The sequence below is a fragment of the Allobosea sp. UC22_33 genome (genome assembly GCF_042700715.1).
Lineage (GTDB): Bacteria > Pseudomonadota > Alphaproteobacteria > Rhizobiales > Beijerinckiaceae > Allobosea.
The window spans coordinates 3083771-3108949 of the sequence record NZ_CP170556.1 but is presented as its reverse complement, the minus strand read 5'-3'; the positions used below and the strand labels follow the sequence as shown (position 1 = coordinate 3108949).

Genomic DNA, 25179 nt, shown 5'->3' with positions numbered 1-25179 from the left:
GCGGCAGCCCAGAAGGGCTGCCTCTCGCAACAGGAGTTGACGATGGGCCTGAGCACTTCCCTCAACACGGCGATCGGCGGCCTCAACGCCGCGCAGGCCGGCATCGGCGTCGTCTCGCAGAACGTCGCCAATGCGGGGACGACGGGCTATGTCCGGCGGACGGTCTCGACCGCCGACAGCCTGTCCGGGCTGACCGTCGGCGTGCAGAGCACGCAGGTCCAGCGTCTGCTCGACAAGATCGTCCAGCACCAGCTCTGGCAGGAGGCCTCGGGCGCGGCCTACACGTCGACCCGCGCGAGCTCGCTGTCCAATCTCGACAAGCTCTATGGCGCGCCGGGCAGCGCCACCGCGCTGGACACGATCTTCAACAAGTTCACCGGGGCGTTGCAGTCGCTCCAGAACGATCCGTCGTCATACAGCCTGCGCTCGCAGGTGGTCGACAATGCGACGCAGCTCGCACGCCAGCTCAACACGCTCTCCAATGGCGTGCAGGCCCTGCGCAGCCAGGCCGAGACCGGCCTTGCCAGTGCCGTCGGCAAGGTCAACGACCTGCTGGGGGCGCTGTCCAAGGTCAATACCCGCATCGTCGGCAGCCCGAACGACAGCGCGACCGCCGCCTTGAAGGACCAGCGCGACCTGATCCTGTCCGAGCTGTCGCAGTATGTCGACATCAAGACGACGGAGGATGCGCGCGGCTCGGTCAGCGTCGTGACCGGTTCGGGCACGCAGCTCTTCGACGGGACGGCGGCCGTCACCTTCAAGTTCGACGAGCATCCGGGCCTCGGGCCGGACGACCAGTGGAACATCGACCCGACCAAGCGCGGCGTCGGCACGATCAAGATCGTCGATGCCTCCGGCAATGCCTCGGATGCCATCGCCAACCGGATCTTCCGGTCCGGCGAGATCGCGGCCAATATCGAACTGCGCGACAAGACGCTGGTGCAGGCCCAGGCACAGCTCGACGAGATCGCCGCGCAGATGGCGAAGGCGCTCTCGGAGAACTCGCTGCAGAGCGTCGCCTATCCCCCGTCGCCGGCGGCGCAGACCGGTCTCGATCTGGATCTCGGCTTCGATCCCACCAAGCAGCGCCTGAACACGCTGACATTCGACTACACGCCGACACCGCCGGGCCCGACGAGGCACTTCTCCTTCGTCAATGCGCCGACGGGAACGACCTTGCCGGCCAGCAACGATCCCAACACGACGGTGATTGCGATCGACTTCTCGGCCGGTCCGGCCGCGGTCGCCGCGCAGATCCAGAACGCGCTCGACACCAATGGCGCGCCCGGCTTCACGGTTGCGAATCCCGCCGGCTCGACGCTGCGGATCACCGAGCCGGGCGGCCGCGTCACCGGGCTCGGCGCCAAGACCAGCGTGCTCGCGGCCGATGCCGCGACGCCCGGCATGCCGCTCTTCGTCGATGCGGACAACAAGCCTTTCGTGGCCTCCTATGACGAGGCGACGCGCAAGACTGGCCTGGCCGGGCGCATCGCGGTCAATGCCGACGTCATCAGCGACAGGTCGCTGCTGATCGGCCCGGCCGGCACGGCGGCCGGCGATACGACGCGGCCCAAGGCCCTGCTGGCCAGCCTGACGAGCAGCGTGCGTAGCTTCGACAACAATTCCTCGCCGGACGGGGCGACGGCGCCCTTCTCCGGCACGATCACCAACTTCGTCCAGCGCGTCGTCTCCTCGCAGGGACAGGCCGTCGAGGCGGCCAAGCGCCTCGACGAAGGTCAGCAGGTCGCGCTCGCCTCGATCCAGAGCCGCTTCCAGACGACATCCCAGGTCAATGTCGACCAGGAGATGTCGATGCTGATCGAGCTCCAGACCGCCTATGCCGCCAATGCCCGCATCATCTCCACGATGAAGGAGATGATGGACGTGCTGATGAGAGTGTGAGGCCACGATGACCATCACCAGCTACGGCACCGGCGCCTATCGCGCGGCCAAGCCCAACGAATTCGTTTCGACCCGGGCTCAGTTCGACGACCTCCAGCGCCAGCTCGACACCAAGCAGCGCAGCACCAGCTACGGCGATCTCGGCATCGACCGACGCGTCAGCCTCGACCTCAACGGCAAGATGGCGCAGATCGATTCCTGGCTGAGCGGCATCGAACTGACCAGCGTCAACCTCAAGCTGCAGACCGCCTCGGTCGAGAACTTCACCAAGCTTGCCAACGAGACCCGCAACGACACGCGCTCCAACAGCTATGTGCCGAGCGCGAGCGGCCGCTCGTCGCCGCAGGTTCTGGCCGAGGAGAAGTTCAAGCAGACGCTCGACCTGCTGAACATCGCGGTCAACGGACGCTATCTCTTCTCGGGCAAGACCTCCGACACGCAGCCGACGCTGGGATACAACGAGATCATCAACGGCGATGGCGCGGGCAGGGACGGCCTGAAGCAGATGATCGACGAGCGCCGGCAGGCCGATCTCGGATCGGGTCAAGGCCGCCTGACCGTCGGCGGCGCCGGCACGACCGCGACGATCGCGGAGGAGGTGCCGGCTCAACCCTATGGCTTCAAGATCGTGGGTATCACCGGCAGCTCGGCCGCCCTGGCGACGACGTTCAATCCGGGTCCACCGGCCGATGCATCGGCCAATGTCGCATCGCAGCCTTCGGCCGGCGACACCGTGCGCATCCAGCTCAAATTGCCCGACGGAACGCAGGAGGAGGTGGTGCTGACCGCGCGTGCCACCGGCACCACGGGTTCCAACAGCGACAGCTTCGAGATCGGTGTCGATGCCAATGCGACCGCCGCCAATCTGCGGGCCTCGATCGGAGCGGCGCTCGGCAAGCAAGCGAACACGACGCTTTCGGCCGCATCCTCCCAGGTCGCTGCTCAGGAGTTCTTCGCCGGAAGTCCGAGCAATCCGCCGAAGCGGGTGCCGGGACCTCCCTTCGCCACGGCGACCTTGCCGCCGAGCAATACCGGTGCGGCTGCGACCAAGACGGTGATCTGGTATCGCGGCGACGACGGATCGGATTCCGCGCGCAACACGGCGACGGTCCAGGTCGACCAGGGTCAGACCGTCGGCACGGGTGCGCGGGCGAACGAGGAAGCCTTCCGCGTCGGCCTTGCCCAGTTCGCGATCATGTCGGTGGAGAATTTTCCGGCCGGCGACACGAATTCGCAGGCGCGCTACGAGGCCATGGCGGCGCGGGTCGGCGAGAAGCTCGGCTTCGGCGGCACCACGCAGAAGCCGGCCGAACTCATCACCGAGTTCGGCTCGGCCCAGTCGGCGTTGTCCAGCGCGAAGGAGCGCCACCAGAGCACCAAGGGCTATCTCAACACGACGCTTGCCAGCGTCGAAAACGTCACCACCGAGGAAGTCGCGACGCAGATCCTGTCCCTGCAGACGCAGTTGCAGGCGAGCTACCAGGTGACCTCGATGCTCTCCAAGCTGTCGCTGACGAACTATCTCTGACGGGAGCTTCTTCCAGAACACCGAACGAAAACGCCGCCCCGAAAAGGGCGGCGTTTTCGTTCGTCCGGCGATATGGTTTCGGCGGGTGGCTCAGCGGCCGCGCAGGCCGGCCGCGATATCGCGGTTGATGTTGACCAGGACGCCCAGCGACTGCGGCTGCGGATCGGCCGAGATCTTGAAGGTCTGGTTGAAGATGAAATTGGCGAGGCTGAGGATGTTGGTCTTGATGCCGACCGGAAGCGGATTGTCCTCGGCGATGACGGCGGAGACCAGCAGGGTCCAGAGGCGGCGGTTGTAGGTCAGCGCCTCGTCCAGCTCGCGCTCGCGCAGATTCCAGTCGTCGGCGACGGCCTGGAGCCGCGTGGCGGCCTTGATCAGAAGGGAGGCTTCGAGTTCGCGAGGCGAAACGACGGATTGGGCAGTCTTGGCCGCGGCAGCGTAGGCGTTAAACCCGTTTTGCATTCTCGATCAATTCCGCTTCATAGACGATCAACTTTCTGGCCGCCTTGAGAGCTTTATAGAGGTCGTCGCTTAAGATGCGGTTATTGATCTCGTGAACATGCGGCAGAGCGCTGGGCGCTGCGTTGATGAAGTCGCGCACGAGCTGGAAATAGGTCTCGTGCTCATGCGTCGGGTCCTGCGCCAGATACATGAGCTGGATCGCGAGATAGATCTTCTTCGCCGGGGTGTCGGCGGTCGCGGCGGTGAGAATGTCCTTCTCACGCAGGATCGGGGCGTCGCCCTCGATGAAGAAGCGGGTGCGCTGCTCGTCGTTGCGGATCACCACCTGGCCGATGATGATGCGCTCGCGCGGCTTGAGTTCGACCTTGAGGGCCATGGCTGTCCTGCCTTCTGGCTGGAGGGGAGGGCGGGTGGCGTCTTCGGGGTCAGCCGAAGAGCCGGAGCACGCCCTGATCGGCCTGGTTCGCCAGCGACAGCGCGGTCTGCGAGAGCTGCTGGCGGGTGTTGAGGGCTAGCAGGCTCGCGCCTTCCTCGTTCGGATCGGCCAGGACGAGGTTGCCCGCGCCGGTGGTCAGGACGTTGGCCAGTTCCTTGGTGAAGTCCTGACGGGTCTGGGCGACCGAGAGGTTGGAGCCCAGCGTCGAGGCCAGCGATTTCAGCGAGGTCAGTGCGCCGGTGAGCGAGGCGGTGGCCTTGTCGAGGTCGGCATCGTTCTGGAAATTGACGAAGCCGGTCAGCTGCGTGTTGATCGCGCGGGAAATGCCGAGATTGTCGGCTGTCAGATTCGATCCCTGGATATCGAGCTTGGTCTGGTTCTTGCCGGTCTTCTCGTTGAAGGTGATCGAGAGACGGTCGCCGGCGAGCAGGTTGATGCCGTTGAAGCTCGAGTCCTTGGCGAGATCATCGATCTTGTCGCGCAGGTCGTTGAACTGATCGATCAGGTTGGAACGCACCGAAGAGGTGATGCTCTGTCCCCTGATCGCGGTCGCGAGCACAGCGTCGCCGGGAACGAAGCCCAGGACGGCGTTGCTGGTGCCAGTACCCGCAGCGGTGATCGCGGCGGCATCGGCCAGCGCAACGTCGGCGGCCGAGGCCGAGGCCGGGTCGGCCTTGCCGAAGCCGAATTCGAGAGGTTCGGAGCCGTTGCCCTTGACGTTGAGCTGGCCCTTCTCGTCCACGAAGGCGGTGCCGACGCCGGACTTGTTGATCTGATTGACGATGTCACGCATCGTGACGTTCGCGCTGTCGAAGGCGGCCGTGTAAGTGTTTGAGCCGGACTTCAGCGAGATCGCGAAGCGGGTGCCGTTCGCGCCTACCTGGATGCCGCGGTCACCGGAGTTCGTAGCGGTCGCGGCGTCAGCCGTGCCGTTTGTGGTGGTGGCCGGAGCAACAATCGCATCGCTGTCGAGCAGGCTCTTGTCGAGCGCGATGTCCTTCAGGCTCTTGCTGGTGACGACCGCCTCCGCCTGGGTGGCGAGGGCCGTGCCGGCCTTGGTCGGGCGGTTCTGGGCCGCGTCGGCTTGAGCCTGCTTCACGGTCGATTGCAGCGACTGAACCAGCTTAGTGATGCCGTCGATGCCCTTGGAGGCGGCCTGGATGGTCTGGATGCCGTTGGAAATGCCGTCGAGCAGGCCGGTGAGCTGGCTCGAGCGGTCGCTCAGCGAGGCCGCGGTGAAATAGTTGACCGGGTTGTCGATCGCCGAGTTGACCTTCCGGCCGGTGGCGAGACGGTTCTGGATCACGCCCTGCTGGGCCGTCGTCTGCTGCAGCGTCAGCAGGTTGTTGCGGACACCGTTGGAAAGGATCGTGCTGGCCATCTTCGGTCCCCTGAACGCGCGACTGCGGCGCGATGCAACCTGATTTCAGGGGATCATCACTTGTTAAGGATAATAAAAAGTTAATCGCGGGGAGCGGCTTTGGTTTACCGCACACAAACGAAAAGTGGCGGAGCCGAAGCTCCGCCACTCTTTGACTTCGACCCGCGTTCTGCGGGCTGTTCCGCGTTCTGCGGAGCGAAGATCAGAACAGACGCAGGACGCCCTGGTCAGCCTGGTTCGCCAGCGAGAGCGCCGTCTGGGCGAGCTGCTGACGGGTCTGCAGCGCGAGCAGGGAGGCGGCCTCGGCGTTGACGTCGGCATTGGTCAGGTTGTCGGCGCCGGTGGTCAGAACGCTCGCCATATCCTTGGTGAAGTCCTGGCGCGTTTCGGCGACCGAGAGGTTGGCACCGAAGGTCGAGGCCAGCGACTTGAGCGAGGTCAGGGCGCCGGTGAGCGACTTGGTCGCGGCATCCAGATCGGCATCGTTCTGGAAGTTGGTGGACCCGGCGACCTGGGCATTGCCAGCCTTGACGATACCAAGATTGTCCGAGTTCAGCTGCGTGCCCTGGACGTCCAGCTTGGTCTGGTTCTTGCCGGTCTTCTCGTTGAAGGTGATCGAGAGCCGGTCACCGCCAAGCAGGTTGATGCCGTTGAAGCCGGAGTCCTTGGCCAGATCGTCGATCTTGGTGCGCAGATCGTTGAACTGGTCGATCAGGTTCGAACGCACCGAGGAGGTGACGGACTGGCCCTTGATCGCGGTGGCGGCGACGGCGTCGCCGGGAACGAAGCCCAGGACAGCGTTGCTGGTGCCGGTTCCGGCTGCGGTGATCGCGGCAGCATCGGCGAGCGCTACGTCGGCGGCTGAGGCCGACGCCGCATCGGCCTTGCCGAAGCCGAACTCCAGAGCTTCCGAGCCATTGCCCTTGACGTTGAGCTGGCCCTTCTCGTCCACGAAGGCGGTGCCGACGCCGGACTTGTTGATCTCGTTGACAACGTCACGGATCGTCACGTTCGTGCTGTCGAAGGAGGCGGTATAGGTCGTGGAGCCGGACTTCAGCGAGATCGCGAAGCGGGTGCCGGTCGCGCCGGCCACGATGCCGCGGTCACCAGAGTTCGTAGCGGTCGCGGCGTCAGCCGTGCCGTTCGTAGCGGTGGCGGGAGCGACAATCGTATCGGTGTCGAGCAGGCTCTTGTCGAGCGCGATGTCCTTCAGGCTCTTGCTGGTGGCGACGACTTCCGCCTGGGTGGCGAGGGCCGTGCCGGCCTTGGTCGGGCGGTTCTGAGCCGCGTCGGCCTGAGCCTGCTTGATGGTCGACTGGAGAGAACCGACGAGCTTGGTGATGCCGTCGATGCCCTTGGAGGCGGCCTGGATGGTCTGGATGCCGTTGGAGATGCCGTCGAGAAGGCCGGTGAGCTGGCTCGAACGATCATTCAGCGAGGCGGCGGTGAAGTAGTTGACCGGGTTGTCGATCGCGGAATTGACGCGCTTGCCGGTGGCGAGACGGTTCTGGATCGCCAGAGCCTGAGACTGGGTCGACTGCAGCGACGCGAGGTTGTTGCGCACGCCGGAGGAGAGAGAGACGGCCATTTGTGTTTACCTTCTGGTATGGAGCCTTCTGGCGCCCAGGCCGTTCTGGCCAGGACGGGGCGACCCTGCTGCCCCAGCCCGTAACAACAGGTAAATTTCAGCCGGCGAATTGAAGCGGATCGGCGGCTTGTCGGGGCATGGTTAAACAGGCTCTAACGGCGGCGGACCGGGCGATACGCCCAAACGCAAACCGCCCGCGCAGGGCGCGGGCGGTGTGAAGATGCGACGGCAGGAGGAGGGCGTCAGGCCGTCCGCTCGATCTGGTGCTGTTGCTCTTCGGTTTCGCGCGCCCGCTGGCTGAGCTCACGCGAATAGGCGCGCAGCTTCAGCAGCGTCTCGTCCGGCAGTTGCGAGATCGTCTCGCCGGTCTGCAGGTCCTTCTTCTGAAGCACGATCGCGCGGGTCTGCGGGTCGATCACCAGCTTGCGCTCGACGGTCTCGTCGGTCGTGCGGGCGGCCTCGCGGTTGTTCTGGGCATTGGCCTGTGCGCGGCGCTCGCCATCGGCGCGGCTCTGTGCGTCGCGCGTCTCGGCGCGCACCTCGACATTGACGGCCGAGCCGGCCGAGGCGGATTGCACGGTCTTTTCCGGGGGAAGATCCACGGCGACGCTGCCGGCATGCGCCGTAACATCCGCGCGGCTGACAGGCGGCGGGCCGATCACGGCCGCGAGCTTGGGGGCGTTGCCAAAATCCATGACCACTCCTTCTGGAGTCGTTCACGGCGCCGTTGCGCCGGTCTCGTCCGTTGCCGGGAGCAGGGCGTGCGACCCGACATTGCGAAGATTGGCAGAAAAGATTGAATCCGGCGTCAAGAAATTAGGTAAATCTTTAGGGTTTCTGGCGCAGTCGCGGCGTAAACCCTTTATATACCAAGCATCTGGCCACGGCTGCCGTCCGGCTGAAGCGGCGCATGCCGGTGGAGTGCCCTCAAAGCCGGCGCGAGACGACCAGCGGTCCGGAATTGGGGCGGGCGAAGACGCCGGCACCGACGGTCGCCGTCGGGCCGTAGCCATTGGCCCGCATCGGCCTGTTGGCATCGGCCGCGAGGTCGCGAACCACCGATTCAGAGACGGCGCGGGCGGTGGCCAGCACGATCTGGTTGGTCTCGATCAGGCCCTGGAAGGCGTGGTGAGCCTCCTTCAGCCGCTTGACCTGGTCCGGCACGAAGCGGGCGAGCGCGACGGCGTTCAGCTTCACCTGCTCGACGCCGCGCATATAGATGCCGGCGAGCTCGGTCTTGCGGGGCTCGCGGGTCATGGCTTCCGGCAGGCGGCCGGCGCGGACAAGCTCGGTCTCCTCGCCGACGAGATGCGAGAGGGCGCCGAGCGCCTCCAGCACGGCCTCGATCAGGGCGCGCGCGCTCAGGGCGTCGGCGATGCGCGGGCGTTCGTCGAGGATAGGCTTAGCGGCCAGCATTCTGAACTCCGCTAGCGGCCTGTTCCTGCAGATTGATCAGGTCGCGCATGATCTGGTTGGAGAGGCCGATGCCGCCGGCCTTCTGGATCTGCTGGGCATATTGCTGCGTCAGCTGGGAGCGCCAGATGCCGCCGCCGGTGCCGTTCTCGCCGAGCGGGCCCTCGCCGGTTTCGCCGGCGAAGAGCTTCTCGGTCATCTGCTCGAGGAACATGGTCTCGAAATCGTCGGCCTGCTTCTTGGCCTTGGCCTTGGCCGGATCGAGCGCGTCGGCGATGCCGCCGGCGACCTTGCCGGCGACGCCGAGGGCAAGCTTCGCGGCGGGAAGCGCGAGGGCGACAGTCATCACATCACCTCGATTTCGGCCTGCAGGGCGCCTGCCGACTTGATGGCCTGGAGAATGGAGATCAGGTCACGCGGGCCGATGCCCAGCGCATTGAGTCCGTCGACGAGCTCCGCCAGCGTCACGCTCTCGCGGACGAGGGCGAGCTTGTTACCGCCGCCGGTATCGACCTTGACGTTGGTCCTGGGCGTCACGACGGTCTGGCCGCGCGATAAGGGCTCGGGCTGCGAGACCTGTGGCTGCTCGCTGATCGTGACGGTGAGGTTGCCCTGCGCCACGGCGACGGTGGAGACGCGGACATCCTTGCCCATGACGATGATGCCGGAGCGCTCGTCGATCACGATGCGGGCGAGCTGGTCGGGCTCGACGCGGAGCTGCTCGATATCGGTGAGCAGCTTGATCATGTTGCCCTTGAAGCGGGCGGGGATCTGCAGGACGACCGTCGAGGGATCGGTCGGCTCGGCCGAGTCGCCGCCGACGAATTCGTTGATCGCGGCGGCCATGCGGCGGGCGGTGGTCAGGTCGGGATTGCGCAGCGACAGGCGCAGCGTCTGGAGCTTGTTCAGCGCGAAGTCGATCTCGCGCTCGACGACGCCGCCATTGGCGATGCGGCCGACCGTCGGCACGCCGCGGGTGATCTTGCTGGCATCGCCCTCGGCCGAGAAGCCGGAGATCGCGACCGGCCCCTGCGACACCGCATAGACCTCGCCATCGGCGCCGAGCAGCGGCGTGACCAGCAGCGTGCCGCCCTGCAGCGACTTGGAATCGCCCATGGCAGAGACGGTGACGTCGACGCGCGTGCCCTGGGTGGAGAAAGGTGGCAGGTTGGCGGTCACCATCACGGCAGCGACATTGGCGGTGCGCATGTTGGCGCCGCGGGTGTTGACGCCGAGGCGCTCCAGCATCGCCTGCAGCGACTGCTTGGTGAAGGGTGTGTTGTTGAGCGTGTCGCCGGTGCCGTTGAGGCCGACGACGATGCCGTAGCCGAGCAACTGGTTGGTACGGACGCCCTCGACGGAGGCAAGGTCCTTGATGCGCGAGAGCGCGAACACCGGCTGGGACGACAGGCCGACGACCACGGCCAGCATGGCGGCCAGCGGCTTCAGCAGCGTCTTCAGGGCGGGGTTGCGGAACATGCGTCTGGCACCAGCGGGCGGTTGAACTCGCCGAAGGCCTTGCGAACGGCGTGCCAAACCGTTCGAATTTGAAAAGCCTTGTTTGTCAGTCCTTTGCAGTTCGTCGTCATGGTCGGGAGGCTCTTGCGGAGCCTGCGCTTCCTGCCGGGGCGGCAGTTTCTGCCGGGCAGTTTACCGGCCGTTAACCGTCTTCTGGCAAGAGTTCGTTAACCCTTCACGAGGCCGCCGATGATCAGGATCGACCAGCGCGCGCCCGTTTCGAATGCCGGCCCGGCCAGTTCCGCGAGGCGCTCGAGCGGCGCGGCCTTCACGCTTCCGACGCAGGACAGCGCGACCGCCTCCCGCAGCAGCGGCGTCAGCGCGGCCGGTCCGCTCGACACGCTGCTCGCCGTGCAGGCGCAAGAGGACACGCAGGACCGCAAGCGCCGGCAGGCCCGGCGCGGGCATGATCTGCTCGATGGGCTCGACCGGTTGAAGGCGGCCCTGCTCACCGGGCGGGTGCTGCCCTCCGAGCTGGAGCGGCTGCGTACGACGCTGTCGCTCCGCCGCGAGACGACGGACGATCCGCGGCTCGACGAGGTTCTGGCGCATATCGAATTGCGCGCGGCGGTGGAGCTCGCGAAGCTGAAGCGCTGAGGCTCGGGGCGTCATGCTCGCCCTGGTGGCGAGCATCCATGTCTTGAACATCGCATGGCATCAATGAAGACATGGATGGTCGGGACAAGCCCGACCATGACGGAAACGTCAGCGAATGAACTGATCCACATACTCCGCGCCCAGCCCGTTCTGGGCGTAATGCGCGCGGCATTTGTCGATGCGGGTGAAGACGTCGTCATAGCCCAGGCATTTGCCGTCGGGGTCGACATAGATCATCGCACCGTTCACCTGGAACATGGTGATCATCTCTTCCGTCTCGGGATCGACCACCAGCGTATGGGTCTCGCCGGGCGCTTCGTAGACATAGGAGCCCTCGGTCGCGACCCAGTCATGCTCCAGATAGCGCCATTTGCCCTTGAGCACGTAGCCATGCACCGGCTGCGGATGGCGATGGCGCGAGAGCACGCCGGCGCGGCGAACCTTGAGCAGGTTCATCCAGTAGCCGCGCGAGGCACAGAGCAGCAGGGGGCGGAACCAGACATTGTCGTCGACGGGAACCCAGACACGCTCGTCAGTCGGGATCACGTTCGGGACGATCAGCTCCGGCGGCGATTCCTTCGGCTGGGGATGGCGATAGGGCGTCCAGCGCTCCTCCTGCGTGGCCGCGACGGGGATCGGGCTCGTGGTGTTCATGGCGTCTCTCCCGTGCTCATGTTCTGATTCAATGCGTGCGGAATTTGATTCAGCTTCCCGGCCCAAGCCCTTGAGGCAGAATCGCTTTCCTAAACCGCGAGATAGCCGCCATCGACCGGCAGGATCGCCCCGGTGACGAACTGGGCCGCGTCCGACAGCAGGAAGGCGATGGCGCCGCCGACATCGCCGGGCTTGCCCCAGCGGCCCATCGGCGTGCGGGCGAGGATCGGCGCCGAGCGCTCGACATCCTCGACGAGCGGCCGGGTCAGTTCCGTCTCGATCCAGCCCGGCGCCACAGCGTTGACGCGGATGCCGTCCTGCGCCCAGGCGGCGCCGAGCGACTTGGTGAGCTGGCCGATGCCGCCCTTCGAGGCGGCATAGCCCGGCGCGAAGGGCGAGCCGTGGAAAGTCAGCATCGAGGCGATGTTGACGATGGCGCCGCCGGTCTTGTCCGCGCCCTTGGCGGCGAGCTTGTCCTTGGCCGCGAGGCACATCCGCATCGTGCCGTTGAGATTGACCTCGATCGTCAGGCGGAAGGCGTCGATCCCGAATTCCTTGCCGCCGCGCTGGATCATGCCAGCGCAGTTCACCAGGGCGTCGAGGCGCGGGCAGGTCGCGACGATGGCCGCGACCTCGGCGTCGCGGGTCACGTCGAGCCGGGCATGGCGGATGGCGGGATGGGCCGGCGCCGCCGCCACCTCGTCCTCGGTCAGGCCGGTGGCGAGGACCTCGTAGCCGGCCGTGGCGAGCGCGAGGGCGGCGCCGCCGCCGATGCCGCGTGTGCCGCCGGTAACGAGGGCAAATTTGGTTGAAGTCGCGTGTGTCATGAGCCGAGGCTAGAGCGGCCCGCGCCGAGGGGGAAGGCAGGAAGATGCAGGCCGCCATGCGATGACGGCCATGCCGCTCAGTCCCACTTGTATTTCAGGGAAAGCATGGCCCGGCCGCGCGTCTCGAAATCGCTGGCCACGAGCGGCACCTTGCGCGCCAGCGTGACGTCGAAGGAGGTCTGCCAGGGCAGGTCGGCGAGCCTGGCGAGATCGACCGAGAGCTTCATTTCCGGCGTCATCGCGGTGTGGACGCCGTCGCCCGGCGCGAAGATGTAAGTCCCGCCCATCGTGAGTTGCGAGGTCAGGGTCAGGTGCGGGAACAGCTCCTGCCGATAGCCGATCAGCGCTTCGCCGGTCTGTTCGGGATTGCCGTAGAGCGCGCTGCCGCCGCCAGTCGCGAGGCCCCAGATGAAGCCCTTGCCTGCCCCGACGGGCTGGGCAAGGCGCCAGCGCAGTTCGGCATTCCGCGTCGCGCCGACGCTCGCCGGATCGGAAAGCGTGGTCGAGAGCGAAAAGACTTCCTGGCCCAGCTTGAAGCCGACGGAACGATCCTGTTCGGCGCTCGTCATGGTCTGGCGCGCTGCGAAGCCCTTGCGGATGATGTCGACCGGGATTGGTGCGCGCGCCCGCAGATGCGCGCCGGAAGCTGCGGCGGCACGGCCGAGCGCGGCGAGGCCTGGATCGAAGACGATGGCATCGGATTCGTTGGCGAGCGATGCCGTGGTCGTGTCCGCGTCGGGATCGGCCAGCGCGCCACGCGGGATCGGCAGTGGCGCGGCGGGCGGTTCCTCGGCCGTCTGCGGCGCGGAGGCGAGGGCGGGACTGAGCGTCGCCAGAAGAAGAAGCGTGACCGGCTGGAGGCCGGCGCGAAGATCGAGACTGAAACCGAACACGTCGTTCGTCCTGTCGCTATGACGAGCGGCAGATCAGGCTAGGCGCGGAAGGTGCCGATTTTGCGGCAGTGCAGCATAAACCTGTCCTGTCGCATTGCCCGAAAGCTGCGCTTCCCCCGCCGCCCTTAACCCGCTAGGAAGCGACCCAGCCGCGGGCCGCGGCCAAAAGCCGGGCCCCGGGTCGTTCTATCTGGAGAGAACAGGGGTCATCGCATGAGCAAGATCAAGGTCGCCAACCCGGTCGTCGACATGGACGGCGACGAGATGACCCGGATCATCTGGCAGAAGATCAAGGACACGCTGATCTTCCCGTATCTGGACCTGGAACTCGATTATTACGACCTTTCGGTCGAGAACCGCGACGCGACCAACGACCAGGTCACCATCGACGCCGCCAACGCCACCAAGAAGCACGGCGTTGCCGTCAAGTGCGCGACCATCACGCCGGACGAGGGCCGCGTGAAGGAGTTCAACCTCAAGGAAATGTGGAAGTCGCCGAACGGCACGATCCGCAATATCCTCGGCGGCGTGATCTTCCGCGAGCCGATCATCTGCAAGAACGTGCCGCGCCTCGTGCCGGGCTGGACCCAGCCGATCGTCATCGGCCGCCATGCCTATGGCGACCAGTACCGCGCGACCGACTTCAAGTTCCCGGGCAAGGGTACGCTCTCGATCAAGTTCGTCGGCGAGGACGGCAAGGTCATCGAGAAGGAGGTCTTCAAGGCCCCCGAGGCCGGCGTCGCCATGGCGATGTACAATCTCGACGACTCGATCCGCGACTTCGCTCGGGCGTCGCTGAACTACGGCCTGATCCGCAAGTATCCGGTCTATCTCTCGACCAAGAACACCATCCTCAAGACCTATGACGGCCGCTTCAAGGACATCTTCGAGGAAATCTACCAGGCTGAGTTCAAGGCCGAGTTCGACAAGCTCGGCATCACCTACGAGCACCGCCTGATCGACGACATGGTCGCGTCGGCGATGAAGTGGTCGGGCGGCTATGTCTGGGCCTGCAAGAACTACGACGGCGACGTGCAGTCCGACACCGTGGCGCAGGGCTTCGGCTCGCTCGGCCTGATGACCTCGGTGCTGATGACGCCGGACGGCAAGACCGTCGAGGCCGAGGCCGCGCACGGCACGGTGACCCGCCACTACCGCGAGCACCAGAAGGGCAAGGAGACCTCGACGAACTCGATCGCCTCGATCTTCGCCTGGACCCGTGGCCTCGCGCACCGCGCCAAGCTCGACAACAATGCCGAGCTCGCTAAGTTCGCTTCGCTGCTGGAGAAGGTCACGGTCGACACCGTCGAGGCCGGCGACATGACCAAGGACCTCGCCCTGCTGGTCGGCGCCGAGCAGAAGTGGCTCTCGACCACCGGCTTCCTCGAGAAGGTCAGCGACAACATGCGCAAGGCGATGGCCGCCTGATTTCAGGCGCATCGTTGCGTGGAATGAGAAGCCCGGCCGAAAGGCCGGGCTTTTTCATGCGCTGTCGCAGCCTGCGGCGATCAGGCTTTCCGGGCCACGATATAGGGGCGCCAGTTCTTGCCCCGGCTCGCGTGGTTCTCGACGTCCACAATCTGAAAGCCCGCTGCAGATACGCGCTCTTTCAGCTCCGCTGCGCGGAAGACGGCAGCATAGGGCGCCAGCCGGAGCGCGCGCATCACCGGCAGGGCGGCGTATCCGACGAGCGGGTTCATGTCCCCGATGCAGGGGGTCTTGGAGATGAACAGCCCGCCCTCGGCGAGCAAATTGCGGATATGTTCCAGCGTGCCGGGCAGGTCGCGCACCAGATGCAGGTAGCTGAAGCCCAGGACGGCATCGAAACCGGTCTCGGGCGCGAGCGCTTCCGCTGTGGCGACGCGGAAGCTCAATCCAGGGATCGCTTCTGCTGTCAGTTTCTGCTCGGCAATGGCGATCATGCCTGTCGAGATGTCTGTCGCGAGATAGCTTTGCACGCCGTCGGCCAGCCTGAGCGCCGTCGACCCGGTGCCGCAGCCGAGCTCCAGCACCCGGTCCTGCGGCTTCAAAAGCCCGCGTGTCCGCTCCAGCGAGCGCTCATAGCCGGCGAGATCCGCGATGGTGCTGCGGGCATAGCGGCCGGATGTCCGATCCCAGAAGCGGGCATCGCTCACGTTGCTCATCTTTCGGCACTCCCTGAAGCAAGGGCGGTATGGCCGGGGAAGAATGCGGGAGTTTTACGTGAAGCAGCCTGCAAGAGGTGAATCATTCCACCTTAACGGTTCGCCGCGCCAGAATCCGATGCTCCGCCAATGGCGCGTGCAGTACGTAGCGCAATTCATAGACGCCGGGCTGGTCCGGTGCCTCCAGCGTCGCCTCGACATTCTCGGCCGGGAAGAAACGCGGGCCATCGGCATCGGCTGGCGCGTCGGGCTTCACCAGCATGACGCGGTCCTGCTCGCCATTGGGGCCGATGCCACGCACCGGCAGGCCCTGGCCGCGGCCGACGCGCTCCGGCGCGGCCAGCGTCGCGCTGGGCTCCGTCGTGGCGAGCGGCTGGCGCAGCAGGATCACGGGCGCGCCGTCCTTCTCGACCGTCAGGCGCAGCTCGTAGGTGCCGACGGCGCCGGGCGTCGGCAGGGCGGGCACCGTGTTCTTCAACGCGACGACCACGATCGCCTTGTCCGCCGGATCGTCCGGCCGCGCGATGGCGAGACGAGCACCCTGCGGTGCATTGCTCAGGAGGACGCTGAGCGGCGCACCGGCCATGATGGTCCGTGCTGCCGAAAGCGAAGGCTGCGACGCGCGTGGCGCGGGCTTCTGCTGCTTCTGGGCGGCAGCCGCAGCCGGCCAGAGGCCGGCCGCGATCAGGAGAACGCGGCGGGAGAGGGCGCCCATGGCGGCGCCGTTCTGCCGCGCCACCATCAGCCCATCGCGGCTGCGACGGCGTCGAGCGCGGCTTGCGCCTTGCTGCCGTCCGGCCCGCCGGCCTGGGCCATGTCGCGACGGCCGCCGCCGCCCTTTCCGCCGAGCTGCTCGGAAGCCGCGCGCACCAGCGCGACCGCGTCGAAGCGCTCGGTGAGGTCGGGCGTGACGCCGACGACGACGCCGGCCTTGCCGTCATCGGCGACGCCGACGATCGCGACCACGCCGGAGCCGACGCGGGCCTTGGCCTTGTCGGCCAGGCTCTTCAGGTCCTTCATCTCGATGCCGGTGACGGCGCGGGCCAGGAGCTTGGCGCCGGCGATCTCCTGAATCGGATCCTCGGCCGCGCCGCCGCCACCCATGGCGAGCTTCTTGCGGGCCTCGGTCAGTTCGCGATCGAGCTTGCGGCGCTCATCGATCAGGGCAGCCAGGCGATTGCCGGCCTCTGCGGCCGGGACCTTGAGCATGCTCGCAAGCCCGTCGAGCAGGCGCGATTCCTCGTTGAGGCGCAGGCGCGCGCCATTGCCGGTCATGGCTTCAAGGCGACGCACGCCGGCTGCCACCGCGCCTTCACCGACCACGCTGACGAGGCCGATATCGCCGGTGCGCGACGCATGCGTGCCGCCGCAAAGCTCGACCGAATAGGCGCGGCCGGCCGGGTTCGTGCCCATCGCGACGACGCGGACCTCGTCGCCGTATTTCTCGCCGAAGAGCGCGCGGGCGCCGGAGGCGATCGCCTCGTCGACGCTCATCAGGCGGGTCGTCACCGGCTCGTTCTTGAGGACGATCGCGTTGGCGATCTCCTCGACCTCGCGCAATTCCTCGGCGCTGATCGGCTTGGGATGCGAGAAGTCGAAGCGAAGGCGATCGGCCGAGACCAGCGAACCCTTCTGCGCGACATGGTCGCCGAGGACCAGGCGCAGCGCCTCGTGCAGCAGGTGCGTCGCCGAGTGGTTGGCGCGGATCGCGGTGCGGCGCTCGTGGTCGACGACGAGCTCGACGGCGGCGCCGAGCTTCAATTCGCCTTCCTTGACCGTGACGCTATGGGCGAAGACATCGCCGAGCTTCTTCTGGACGTCGGAGACCTCGACGACAACGCCCGGCGCCTTGACCACGCCGGCATCGCCGACCTGGCCGCCGGACTCGCCATAGAACGGCGTCTGGTTGACCAGCATGAAGCCGCTCTCGCCAGCCTTCAGCGACTGCACCTCGGCATTGTCGCGGATCAGCGCGGTGACCACGCCCTCGGCGGTCTCGGTGTCGTAGCCGAGGAACTCGGTGGCGCCGACCTTGTCGCGCAGCGGGAACCAGAGCGTTTCGGTCGCAGCCTCGCCGGAGCCGGACCAGGCGGCGCGCGCCTTGGCCTTCTGCTGCTGCATGGCGGCGTCGAAGCCCTCGGTATCCACGGTGATCTCGCGGGCGCGCAGCGCATCCTGCGTGAGATCGAGCGGGAAGCCGTAGGTGTCGTAGAGCGTGAAGGCGACGTCGCCCTTGAGGCTCTGGCCGGCGGTCAGGTCCTTCGAGGCGTCGTCGAGCAGGGTGAGGCCGCGTGCCAGCGTGGTGCGGAAGCGGGTTTCCTCCAGCTTCAGCGTCTCGGTAATCAGGGCCTCGGCACGCAGCAATTCGGGATAGGCGCGGCCCATCTCGCGGGTCAGCGCCGGCACGAGCTTGTAGAGCAGCGGCTCCTTGGCACCCAGAAGCTGCGCATGGCGCATGCCGCGGCGCATGATCCGGCGCAGCACATAGCCGCGGCCTTCGTTCGACGGCAGCACGCCGTCGGCGATCAGGAAGGACGCGCAGCGCAGATGGTCGGCGATGACGCGATGGCTCGCCTTCATCGGCCCGTCCGGGTCGACCGAGGTCAGGTCCGCGATGGCCATGATCAGGGCGCGGAACAGGTCGATATTGTAGTTGTCATGCGTGCCCTGAAGCACGGCCGCGATGCGCTCCAGCCCCATGCCGGTATCGATCGAGGGGCGGGGCAGGTCGGTGCGGATGCCGCCGGCCGCTTCCTCGTACTGCATGAACACGAGGTTCCAGATCTCGATGAAGCGGTCGCCGTCCTGCTCGGCCGAGCCGGGCGGGCCGCCCCAGATATGGTCGCCATGATCGTAGAAGATCTCGGAGCAGGGGCCGCAGGGGCCGGTATCGCCCATGCGCCAGAAATTGTCCGAGGTGGGGATGCGGATGATCTTGTCGTCGGTCAGGCCGGCGATCTTCTTCCAGAGCGCATGCGCCTCGTCGTCCTCGGAATAGACGGTGACCGTCAGCTTGTCCTTGGGCAGGCCGAATTCGCGCGTGACCAGCGTCCAGGCGTGGTGGATCGCCTGTTCCTTGAAATAATCGCCGAAGGAGAAATTCCCCAGCATCTCGAAGAAGGTGTGGTGGCGGGCGGTGTAGCCGACATTGTCGAGGTCGTTGTGCTTGCCGCCGGCGCGGACGCATTTCTGGGCGGTGGTGGCGCGCGAATAGGGGCGCCTCTCCTGGCCGGTGAAGACGTTCTTGAACTGCACCATGCCCGAATTGGCGAACATCAGCGTCGGGTCGTTGCGCGGCACGAGCGGGCTCGACGGCACGATCTCGTGGCCCTGGGACTTGAAGTAGTCGAGGAAGGTCGACCGGATATCGTTGACGCCGCTCATCGCTGTCTTGCGCTCTGATCTTGGGCAGGAAGCCGGGCGCGCCCGGCAGGAAGAACCGGTTCTAGTCAGGCGGTTGGCGCCTGTCCAGAAAGCCGGAGCTTTTCCGCGTTTCTGCGAAACACGGAAAAGCTCCGGTCTTTTGGTTGTCGCATTTTCTTCACGCGAACCGGTGGCCACTTCGCTTGAAAATGCTTGGGATGCAGCGCACAGCCCGCAAGGCCTTATCGGCAAACGAAAACGGGCGGCCCTAAGACCGCCCGCTTGATGGAACGTCATTCTCGGGCGGAGCGAAGCGCAGACCCGAGAATCTCCCTCAGGATAGGTCGCCTCATTCGGCCTGAGATGCTCGGTGCAAGCCCGAGCATGACGGAGTTGGTCGTCTCAGGCCTCGCCTTCGTCCAGATCGTCCGCGGTCGGGTCCGCCTGGTCGAGGATCCGGTCGGCGACGAGGCCGGAATTCTGGCGGATCGTGGCTTCGATCTTGGCGGCGAGGTCCGGGTTGGCCTTGAGGAAGGTCTTGGCGTTCTCGCGGCCCTGGCCGAGGCGCTGACTGTCGAAGGAGAACCAGGCGCCGGCCTTTTCGACCATGCCGGCCTTGACGCCGAGATCGATGAGTTCGCCGACCTTGGAGATGCCCTCGCCGAACATGATGTCGAACTCGACCTGCTTGAAGGGCGGCGCGACCTTGTTCTTGACGACCTTGACGCGGACCTGGTTGCCGGTCGCCTCGTCGCGCTCCTTCAGCGTCGAGACGCGACGGATGTCGAGGCGCACCGAGGCATAGAACTTGAGCGCGTTGCCGCCGGTCGTGGTCTCGGGCGAGCCGTACATCACGCCGATCTTCATGCGGATCTGGTTGATGAAGATGACCATGCAGTTCGAGCGCGAGATCGAGGCGGTGAGCTTGCGCAGGGCCTGGCTCATCAGGCGGGCCTGGAGGCCCGGCTGGACATCGCCCATCTCGCCCTCGATCTCGGCGCGGGGCGTCAGCGCGGCGACCGAGTCGACCACGAGCACGTCGATCGCACCGGAGCGGACGAGCGTGTCGGTGATCTCCAGCGCCTGCTCGCCGGTATCGGGCTGCGAGATCAGGAGGTCGTCGAGATTGACGCCGAGCTTGCGGGCATAGACCGGATCGAGCGCGTGCTCGGCATCGACGAAGGCGCAGACGCCGCCCTTCTTCTGGGCTTCGGCGATGGTGTGGAGCGCCAGCGTGGTCTTGCCCGAGGATTCCGGCCCGTAGATCTCGACGACGCGGCCCCTGGGCAGGCCGCCGACACCGAGCGCAATATCGAGCCCGAGCGAACCGGTCGAAATCGTCTCGATCTCGATCGACGGCGAATTCTTGCCGAGCCGCATGATCGAGCCCTTGCCGAAGGCGCGCTCGATCTGGGAGAGCGCTGCATCCAGCGCCTTAGCCTTGTCCATCGAGGAGCCTTCCACGAGTTTGAGATTCGCCTGATTCACGGTTCGGGCTCCTTATGGCAGGGCGAGGGGGACATCTCAATGCGTCTTGACATGGAGATGGTCACGCTTTGTTCTGGCCCGCAAGTTCTTTTTTTGTTCTCGGTGTCAGTTTCTGTCAGGAGGCGTGTCAGGAGTTGTCACAACCAGGTCGGCGCAGCGGAGCACGGCATCCGAATTGCCCGGGCGCCGCCCGTTTCAGCCCATCGCCGCCTTCACCGTCTCGACGAGCTGCTTCATCGTGAAGGGCTTGGGCAGGAAGTGGAATTCCTCGCCCTCGGGCAGGTTCTTACGGAAGGCTTCCTCGGCGTAGCCGGAGACGAAGACGACCTTGGTGTTCGGGTTGCGCTTGCGCAATTCGCCGAGCAGCGTCGGGCCGTCCATTTCCGGCATCACCACGTCGGAGACGACGAGGTCGATCTTGCCGTCGTTCTGCAGGAAGAGGTCGAGCGCCTCGACGCCCGAGGCCGCCTCGTGGACGGTGTAGCCGCGCGAGATGAGCATGCGCGCGTTGAGCGCCCGCACCGCATCCTCGTCCTCGACCAGCAGGATGACGCCCGCGCCGGTATGGTCGGCGGCGAGCTTCTTCGGCGCCTCCTTGGCGGCGGCTTCGGCGGCGATCTCCTCCTGGCTCGGCACATGGCGCGGCAGGAAGATCTGGAAGGCCGTGCCCTTGCCGATGGTCGAGTCGACGAAGACATAGCCGCCGGTCTGCTTGACGATGCCGTAGACCATGGAGAGGCCGAGGCCGGTGCCCTTGCCGACCTCCTTGGTGGTGAAGAAGGGCTCGAAGATCTTGTCGAGATGCTCCTGCGGGATGCCGGTGCCGGTATCCTCGACTTCCAGCAGCACATAGTCGTCGGTCGGCAGGGCTTCGTGGCCGAAGGAGGCGCAGTCCTCGCGGGTGACGTTGCGGGTCCGCACCGCGAGCTTGCCGCCGTTCGGCATGGCGTCGCGGGCGTTGACGGCGAGGTTGACGATGACCTGTTCGAGCTGGCCGAGATCGGCCTTGACCGGCCAGAGGTCGCGGCCCTGGCGGACGTCGAGCGTGACCTTGTCGGCGACGACGCGCTTCAGCATCAGCGAGAGATCGGAGAGCACCTCGCCGAGTTCCAGCACCTGCGGACGCAGGGTCTGGCGGCGCGAGAAGGCGAGCAGTTGCCGTACCAGCGCCGCGGCGCGGTAAGCGTTCTGCTTGATCTGCATGATGTCCGGGAAGGACGGGTCGGTCGGCCGGTGGCTCGCCAGCAGGAACTCGGAGGCGTTGATGATGACCTGCAGCACGTTGTTGAAATCGTGCGCGATGCCGCCGGCGAGCTGTCCCACCGCCTGCATCTTGCCGGCCTGGTCCATGTTGTCGCGCAGCTTGCGCTCGGCCGTGGTTTCCAGCGCGTAGACGATGGCGCGCTCGCCATCGCCGCCCTCGGTGCTGGCGACGGGGGTGAGGTAGAGCTTGGCGGAGCGGCCATCCTCGCCGGCAAGCGCGAGGTCGAGCGGGGCACCGCCCGAGCGGCCGGCGACGACCTCAGCCAGCGCCTGGTCGAGGCCGGCACCGGAGGCGACGAGATCGTGGATGGTGCGCGGCCGCAGACCCGCCGGGATCAGGCGGGCGAAGGCCGCGTTGGAGTGCAAGATGGCGCCGGCCTCGTCGACGGTCGCGATCGCCATCGGCGTCGAATGGAAGAAGCGGGCGAAGCGGACTTCGGCATCGCTGCCGCCATCTGAACCGGCCTCGCCGGCCGTGCGGTTGAGAACGAGGGTACGCGAGGGGCCGGCGCGGCCGTCCTGGCCGAAGGCGACCTGATGGTGGAGGCGAACGGGCAGGGGCGCGCCGTTGCGGCGCTTCAGGTCGACATCGAGCACCTCGACGCGGACATCGCCGGGCTGGCCGCGGATCGCCTGGATCAGGGCGGCGGCGGAGGAGGTGCAGACATCGTCGAGATGCAGGCCGCCGGAGCCGAAGCGGGCGAGGTCGAAATCGAGCCAGCCGGAGAGGGTGGCGTTGAGATAGGAGACCTCGCCGTCGGCATCGATCGAGATGAAGCCGGCGGGCGCATGGTCGAGATAATCGATCGCGTGCTGGAGTTCCTGGAAGGCGTTCTCCTGGCGCTCGCGCTCCGGCGTGATGTCCGAAACCGACCAGAGCGTCGCGGTCGTCGCCTCGCGCCGGACGGGGGAGACGCGGACGCGGTACCAGCCGACCTCGCCGCGCCCGTTCAGGGCGGGCTCCAGGCGCACTTCCTCGACGAGGCGGCGATGCTCGCGGGCGGCGGTGGCAAGCCGGTAGATCGCCTCGGAAACGTCGGCGCGGCCGGTCAGCAGGCGGCCGACCGGCTTCAGGTCGTTGGCGCCGGTGGCGCCTGCCAGCGCGAGATAGGCCTCGTTGGCATAGACGACCTCGTTCTCGCTTTCGGTCACCACGATGCCGTCATCGGCGCGGTCGACGATCGCCTTGGTCAGGTCGTTGCGGGCGGCGCGGCCGGAAAACTGCACAAGCCCGATGGCGAAGGCGAAGAGGCCGAAGACGCCGACGACCGAGAGCAGGGCGAGCAGGCCGAGGATCAGCGGCTGCGCCCATTCATTGGCGAGGAAGCCGAGCGCGATCGCCGCGCCGACGAGCAGGGCCGCAACGAACAGGATGATCCCGATATGGCCGGGCTTGTCCGAGCGATCGATCGTGTTGGTCGCCGTGGTGCCGCTCATTGCGGTGGAGTCCGTTCCCTTGCGGCCGCGCCGAAACCGGGCGGCCAAACTTCCTTCGCATCCGTTTCGGAGTTAGGCGCGCCGGCCCTTCAGGCGCAAGACGTATCCGATGACTTCGGCGACAGCCTGATAGTGTTCGACAGGAATTTCTTCGTCGATGTCGACCGTGGCGTAGAGCGCACGCGCGAGCGGCGGATTTTCGACGATCGGCACGCGGTGCTCGCCGGCGACCTCGCGGATCTTCAGGGCGATCGTGTCGACACCCTTGGCGAGGCAGAGCGGAGCCGCCATGCCGGGCTCGTATTGCAGCGCGACGGCGAAATGGGTCGGGTTGGTGATGATCACGGTCGCCTTGGGCACTGCCGACATCATGCGCTTGCTCACGCGCTGGGCACGGATCTGGCGCAGCTTGGCCTTGACCTCTGGATTGCCTTCCGAGTTCTTGAACTCGTCCTTCATCTCCTGCTTGGTCATCTTCTGGCGCTGGTACCAAGAGAAGCGCTGCCAGCCGAAATCGCCGATGGCGATGATGGCGAAGAGGGCAAGCACCGCGCCCATCAACTGGATCGCGAGCGAGAGCGTCGCCGGCATCAGCGCCTCGACGCCCATCTGCGCGAAGCCCTCGAGCCGGTCATGCTGGCCCCAGAGCGTGAACCAGACCACCGCGCCGATCAGCGCCGTCTTGGCGAGGCCCTTGGCGAAATTGACCCAGGCCTCCTTGCCGAAGAGCCGTTTGGCGCCGGCCATCGGCGATATCCGGTTGAACTTCGGCATCAGCGGCTCGAAGGTCCAGAGCGGCTTGTGCTGGAGCATCGCGCCGGCCAGGCCCGCGCAGAGGATAAAGGCGAAGGGCAGGCCCAGCGCCATGAAGCCGGTCAGTACGCCCCGTTGCGTGATCTGCATGAAGGAGGCGCCGCCGGAGGGGACCTGATGCGCGTTCATCAGGAAGGAGCGCAGCGACAGCATCGCCTCTCGGGCCGACCAGCCGGAAGCGACCAGCAAGGCGAGCGTGAAGCCGCAGAGCACGAAGAAGGTCCCGATCTCCTGCGATTTGGGGACGTCGCCTTTCTCGGTGGCGTCGTCCAGCTTTCGCTGGGTCGGGTCTTCTGTTCTGTCTTCATTTTCGGCTTCCTCGGACATCGCGCTCCCCTCAGCCGGTGAACTGACGGAGGAAGGCGCCGAGGTCGGCGATGAAGACGCTCATCATGACGCCGAGCACGACGAGCAGGACGAGCATGCCGCCCATGATCGAGGCCGGCACCGCGAGGAAGAAGACCTGCAATTGCGGCATCATCCGCGCGAGCACGCCCAGCCCGAGATTGAACAGCAGGCCGAAGACGAGGAAGGGCGCGGATATCTGGATGGCGAGCGCGAAGCCGCGCGCCGTCGAGCGGATGGCCAGCGCCATCATGTCGGTCATATCGACCGCGCCGCCCGGCGGCAGCAGGCGGTAGCTCTCATGGATCGCGGCGATGGCGATGTGGTGCAGGTCCGTGGTCAGGATCAGCGTGATCCCGAGCATCGTCAGGAAGTTGCCGATCGACGGGTTCTGCATGCCGCCGGTCGGGTCGACCGTCATGGCGAAGCCGAGCCCCATGGTCTGGGCGACGAGCGTGCCGGCGGTCTGCAGGCAGGCCATGACCAGCCGGGCGCAGAGCCCGATGACGAGGCCGATCAGCAATTCGCCGATCAGCAGCGTAACGACGCCGGAGACATCGCCGGGCACGCGCAGCGAGGGGCGGGCGATCGGCACGATCATCAGGGCGATGAAGAAGGCGAGCGACAAGCGCGCCCGCGAAAAGATGAAGCGCTCGCCGATGCCGGGCATGAGCATCACGAGCGTGCCGACCCGCGCGAAGACGAGCACGAAAATGGCGCTGATCTCAGGCAGGATCGCGATCTGCATCGTGCCGCGGGCACCTTTGCGCCAAGGACTTGCGCGCCAATGGGTGCGCCGCGAACCCGCGCCGGCAAAGGCCGGCTGCAGGCGCGACGGGCTCATCCGCCCGTGGCGATTCGGGCGGCGACTCGCCCCATATAACCCGCCAAGGCGTCTCCCATGAACGGAAGAAACAGCAGCAGCGCGGCGAAGACGGCGACGATCTTCGGCACGAAGACCAGCGTCTGCTCCTGGATCTGGGTCAGGGCCTGGATCAGCGAGACGATCAGGCCGACGGCAAGCGCGATCACCATCAGCGGGCCGCCGACCTTGAGGAAGACGACGATGCCGTCGCGGGCGATGTCGAGAATGGCTCCGGAAGTCATGTGTTCTATCCGATCCTGTG

At 66.3% G+C, this 25179-nt stretch carries 23 protein-coding genes; 4 read left to right on the top strand and 19 right to left on the bottom strand.

The window, feature by feature from the left end; all coding sequences use genetic code 11:
- Positions 1 to 42: 42 nt before the first annotated feature.
- Both flgK and ACFJGT_RS15010 read left to right on the top strand, forming a co-directional pair.
- On the top strand, positions 43 to 1902 hold the full coding sequence (flgK, locus tag ACFJGT_RS15015) for a flagellar hook-associated protein FlgK (RefSeq protein ID WP_377838778.1): 1860 nt from the start codon (positions 43 to 45) through the stop codon (positions 1900 to 1902).
- A 7-nt stretch (positions 1903 to 1909) separates the two neighbouring features.
- The gene (locus tag ACFJGT_RS15010) at positions 1910 to 3430 is read left to right on the top strand and encodes a hypothetical protein (protein ID WP_377838777.1); all 1521 of its coding nucleotides are present in this window, start codon (positions 1910 to 1912) and stop codon (positions 3428 to 3430) included.
- A 90-nt stretch (positions 3431 to 3520) separates the two neighbouring features.
- On the opposite strand, the gene flaF is transcribed toward ACFJGT_RS15010, so the two are convergent.
- From flaF to ACFJGT_RS14970, 8 genes are all read right to left on the bottom strand, one after another.
- Positions 3521 to 3892 (bottom strand): flagellar biosynthesis regulator FlaF, encoded by a 372-nt coding sequence (flaF, locus tag ACFJGT_RS15005; RefSeq protein ID WP_257732306.1) that lies wholly within the window; start codon positions 3890 to 3892, stop codon positions 3521 to 3523.
- On the bottom strand, positions 3876 to 4268 hold the full coding sequence (flbT, locus tag ACFJGT_RS15000; protein ID WP_306224724.1) for a flagellar biosynthesis repressor FlbT: 393 nt from the start codon (positions 4266 to 4268) through the stop codon (positions 3876 to 3878). The genes flaF and flbT overlap by 17 nt, the downstream gene beginning before the upstream one ends.
- Positions 4269 to 4317: 49 nt before the next feature.
- Positions 4318 to 5709: a flagellin gene (locus ACFJGT_RS14995; protein WP_377838776.1), complete on the bottom strand. Its 1392-nt coding sequence runs from the start codon at positions 5707 to 5709 to the stop codon at positions 4318 to 4320.
- Positions 5710 to 5911: 202 nt separating this feature from the next.
- Positions 5912 to 7297 carry a flagellin gene (locus ACFJGT_RS14990; RefSeq protein ID WP_377838775.1) on the bottom strand — a complete coding sequence of 462 codons (1386 nt, stop codon included), beginning with the start codon at positions 7295 to 7297 and terminating at the stop codon, positions 5912 to 5914.
- A 242-nt stretch (positions 7298 to 7539) separates the two neighbouring features.
- A complete protein-coding gene (locus ACFJGT_RS14985) occupies positions 7540 to 7992 on the bottom strand; it encodes a hypothetical protein (protein ID WP_377838774.1) in 453 nt (150 codons plus the stop codon).
- 232 nt (positions 7993 to 8224) lie between these two features.
- On the bottom strand, positions 8225 to 8713 hold the full coding sequence (locus ACFJGT_RS14980) for a hypothetical protein (protein ID WP_377838773.1): 489 nt from the start codon (positions 8711 to 8713) through the stop codon (positions 8225 to 8227).
- Entirely contained in the window at positions 8700 to 9056 is a 357-nt protein-coding gene (locus ACFJGT_RS14975) for a rod-binding protein (RefSeq protein WP_377838772.1), read from the bottom strand. Before ACFJGT_RS14975 ends, ACFJGT_RS14980 begins: the two co-directional genes overlap by 14 nt.
- Complete coding sequence (locus ACFJGT_RS14970) at positions 9056 to 10141, bottom strand: flagellar basal body P-ring protein FlgI (protein WP_377848990.1); 1086 nt, start codon at positions 10139 to 10141, stop codon at positions 9056 to 9058. The genes ACFJGT_RS14975 and ACFJGT_RS14970 overlap by 1 nt, the downstream gene beginning before the upstream one ends.
- A 276-nt stretch (positions 10142 to 10417) precedes the next feature.
- Here ACFJGT_RS14970 and ACFJGT_RS14965 point away from each other — a divergent pair, with 276 nt between their 5' ends.
- Positions 10418 to 10825 (top strand): flagellar assembly protein FliX, encoded by a 408-nt coding sequence (locus tag ACFJGT_RS14965; protein ID WP_377838771.1) that lies wholly within the window; start codon positions 10418 to 10420, stop codon positions 10823 to 10825.
- Between the two features lie 108 nt (positions 10826 to 10933).
- On the opposite strand, the gene ACFJGT_RS14960 is transcribed toward ACFJGT_RS14965, so the two are convergent.
- From ACFJGT_RS14960 to ACFJGT_RS14950, 3 genes are all read right to left on the bottom strand, one after another.
- The gene (locus ACFJGT_RS14960) at positions 10934 to 11479 is read right to left on the bottom strand and encodes a 2,4'-dihydroxyacetophenone dioxygenase family protein (protein WP_377838770.1); all 546 of its coding nucleotides are present in this window, start codon (positions 11477 to 11479) and stop codon (positions 10934 to 10936) included.
- An 89-nt stretch (positions 11480 to 11568) separates the two neighbouring features.
- The gene (locus tag ACFJGT_RS14955; RefSeq protein ID WP_377838769.1) at positions 11569 to 12306 is read right to left on the bottom strand and encodes an SDR family NAD(P)-dependent oxidoreductase; all 738 of its coding nucleotides are present in this window, start codon (positions 12304 to 12306) and stop codon (positions 11569 to 11571) included.
- Between the two features lie 77 nt (positions 12307 to 12383).
- Complete coding sequence (locus ACFJGT_RS14950) at positions 12384 to 13199, bottom strand: hypothetical protein (RefSeq protein WP_377838768.1); 816 nt, start codon at positions 13197 to 13199, stop codon at positions 12384 to 12386.
- A 213-nt stretch (positions 13200 to 13412) separates the two neighbouring features.
- Between ACFJGT_RS14950 and ACFJGT_RS14945 the strand changes: the two genes are divergently transcribed.
- Positions 13413 to 14627 (top strand): NADP-dependent isocitrate dehydrogenase, encoded by a 1215-nt coding sequence (locus ACFJGT_RS14945; protein WP_377838767.1) that lies wholly within the window; start codon positions 13413 to 13415, stop codon positions 14625 to 14627.
- 80 nt (positions 14628 to 14707) lie between these two features.
- Here ACFJGT_RS14945 and ACFJGT_RS14940 read toward each other — a convergent pair whose 3' ends face one another.
- The 8 genes from ACFJGT_RS14940 to fliQ all read right to left on the bottom strand — a co-directional run bounded on the left by ACFJGT_RS14940 (position 14708) and on the right by fliQ (position 25159).
- Positions 14708 to 15343 carry a class I SAM-dependent methyltransferase gene (locus tag ACFJGT_RS14940; protein WP_377838766.1) on the bottom strand — a complete coding sequence of 212 codons (636 nt, stop codon included), beginning with the start codon at positions 15341 to 15343 and terminating at the stop codon, positions 14708 to 14710.
- A gap of 82 nt (positions 15344 to 15425) precedes the next feature.
- On the bottom strand, positions 15426 to 16085 hold the full coding sequence (locus tag ACFJGT_RS14935; protein ID WP_377838765.1) for a hypothetical protein: 660 nt from the start codon (positions 16083 to 16085) through the stop codon (positions 15426 to 15428).
- Positions 16085 to 18727 carry an alanine--tRNA ligase gene (gene alaS / locus ACFJGT_RS14930; protein ID WP_377838764.1) on the bottom strand — a complete coding sequence of 881 codons (2643 nt, stop codon included), beginning with the start codon at positions 18725 to 18727 and terminating at the stop codon, positions 16085 to 16087. Before alaS ends, ACFJGT_RS14935 begins: the two co-directional genes overlap by 1 nt.
- A 381-nt stretch (positions 18728 to 19108) precedes the next feature.
- Positions 19109 to 20194, bottom strand: coding sequence for a recombinase RecA (gene recA, locus ACFJGT_RS14925; RefSeq protein WP_377838763.1), 1086 nt, complete (start codon positions 20192 to 20194; stop codon positions 19109 to 19111).
- A 195-nt stretch (positions 20195 to 20389) separates the two neighbouring features.
- A complete protein-coding gene (gene cckA, locus ACFJGT_RS14920) occupies positions 20390 to 22894 on the bottom strand; it encodes a cell cycle histidine kinase CckA (RefSeq protein WP_377838762.1) in 2505 nt (834 codons plus the stop codon).
- Between the two features lie 72 nt (positions 22895 to 22966).
- Positions 22967 to 24034, bottom strand: coding sequence for a flagellar biosynthesis protein FlhB (gene flhB / locus ACFJGT_RS14915; RefSeq protein WP_377838761.1), 1068 nt, complete (start codon positions 24032 to 24034; stop codon positions 22967 to 22969).
- Positions 24035 to 24044: 10 nt separating this feature from the next.
- Complete coding sequence (fliR, locus tag ACFJGT_RS14910; RefSeq protein WP_377838760.1) at positions 24045 to 24800, bottom strand: flagellar biosynthetic protein FliR; 756 nt, start codon at positions 24798 to 24800, stop codon at positions 24045 to 24047.
- Positions 24801 to 24892: 92 nt separating this feature from the next.
- Positions 24893 to 25159, bottom strand: coding sequence for a flagellar biosynthesis protein FliQ (gene fliQ / locus ACFJGT_RS14905; RefSeq protein ID WP_047578234.1), 267 nt, complete (start codon positions 25157 to 25159; stop codon positions 24893 to 24895).
- Positions 25160 to 25179 lie beyond the last annotated feature (20 nt).

Excerpts from the sequence above, each read along its gene's own strand:
- flgK (WP_377838778.1), top strand. The coding sequence starts at position 43 with ATGGGCCTGAGCACTTCCCTCAACACGGCGATCGGCGGCCTCAACGCC.
- ACFJGT_RS15010 (WP_377838777.1), top strand. The coding sequence starts at position 1,910 with ATGACCATCACCAGCTACGGCACCGGCGCCTATCGCGCGGCCAAGCCC.
- flaF (WP_257732306.1), bottom strand. The coding sequence starts at position 3,892 with ATGCAAAACGGGTTTAACGCCTACGCTGCCGCGGCCAAGACTGCCCAA.
- flbT (WP_306224724.1), bottom strand. The coding sequence starts at position 4,268 with ATGGCCCTCAAGGTCGAACTCAAGCCGCGCGAGCGCATCATCATCGGC.
- ACFJGT_RS14995 (WP_377838776.1), bottom strand. The coding sequence starts at position 5,709 with ATGGCCAGCACGATCCTTTCCAACGGTGTCCGCAACAACCTGCTGACG.
- ACFJGT_RS14990 (WP_377838775.1), bottom strand. The coding sequence starts at position 7,297 with ATGGCCGTCTCTCTCTCCTCCGGCGTGCGCAACAACCTCGCGTCGCTG.
- ACFJGT_RS14985 (WP_377838774.1), bottom strand. The coding sequence starts at position 7,992 with ATGGATTTTGGCAACGCCCCCAAGCTCGCGGCCGTGATCGGCCCGCCG.
- ACFJGT_RS14980 (WP_377838773.1), bottom strand. The coding sequence starts at position 8,713 with ATGCTGGCCGCTAAGCCTATCCTCGACGAACGCCCGCGCATCGCCGAC.
- ACFJGT_RS14975 (WP_377838772.1), bottom strand. The coding sequence starts at position 9,056 with ATGACTGTCGCCCTCGCGCTTCCCGCCGCGAAGCTTGCCCTCGGCGTC.
- ACFJGT_RS14970 (WP_377848990.1), bottom strand. The coding sequence starts at position 10,141 with ATGCTGGCCGTGGTCGTCGGCCTGTCGTCCCAGCCGGTGTTCGCGCTC.
- ACFJGT_RS14965 (WP_377838771.1), top strand. The coding sequence starts at position 10,418 with ATGATCAGGATCGACCAGCGCGCGCCCGTTTCGAATGCCGGCCCGGCC.
- ACFJGT_RS14960 (WP_377838770.1), bottom strand. The coding sequence starts at position 11,479 with ATGAACACCACGAGCCCGATCCCCGTCGCGGCCACGCAGGAGGAGCGC.
- ACFJGT_RS14955 (WP_377838769.1), bottom strand. The coding sequence starts at position 12,306 with ATGACACACGCGACTTCAACCAAATTTGCCCTCGTTACCGGCGGCACA.
- ACFJGT_RS14945 (WP_377838767.1), top strand. The coding sequence starts at position 13,413 with ATGAGCAAGATCAAGGTCGCCAACCCGGTCGTCGACATGGACGGCGAC.
- ACFJGT_RS14940 (WP_377838766.1), bottom strand. The coding sequence starts at position 15,343 with ATGAGCAACGTGAGCGATGCCCGCTTCTGGGATCGGACATCCGGCCGC.
- ACFJGT_RS14935 (WP_377838765.1), bottom strand. The coding sequence starts at position 16,085 with ATGGTGGCGCGGCAGAACGGCGCCGCCATGGGCGCCCTCTCCCGCCGC.
- alaS (WP_377838764.1), bottom strand. The coding sequence starts at position 18,727 with ATGAGCGGCGTCAACGATATCCGGTCGACCTTCCTCGACTACTTCAAG.
- cckA (WP_377838762.1), bottom strand. The coding sequence starts at position 22,894 with ATGAGCGGCACCACGGCGACCAACACGATCGATCGCTCGGACAAGCCC.
- flhB (WP_377838761.1), bottom strand. The coding sequence starts at position 24,034 with ATGTCCGAGGAAGCCGAAAATGAAGACAGAACAGAAGACCCGACCCAG.
- fliR (WP_377838760.1), bottom strand. The coding sequence starts at position 24,800 with ATGCAGATCGCGATCCTGCCTGAGATCAGCGCCATTTTCGTGCTCGTC.
- fliQ (WP_047578234.1), bottom strand. The coding sequence starts at position 25,159 with ATGACTTCCGGAGCCATTCTCGACATCGCCCGCGACGGCATCGTCGTC.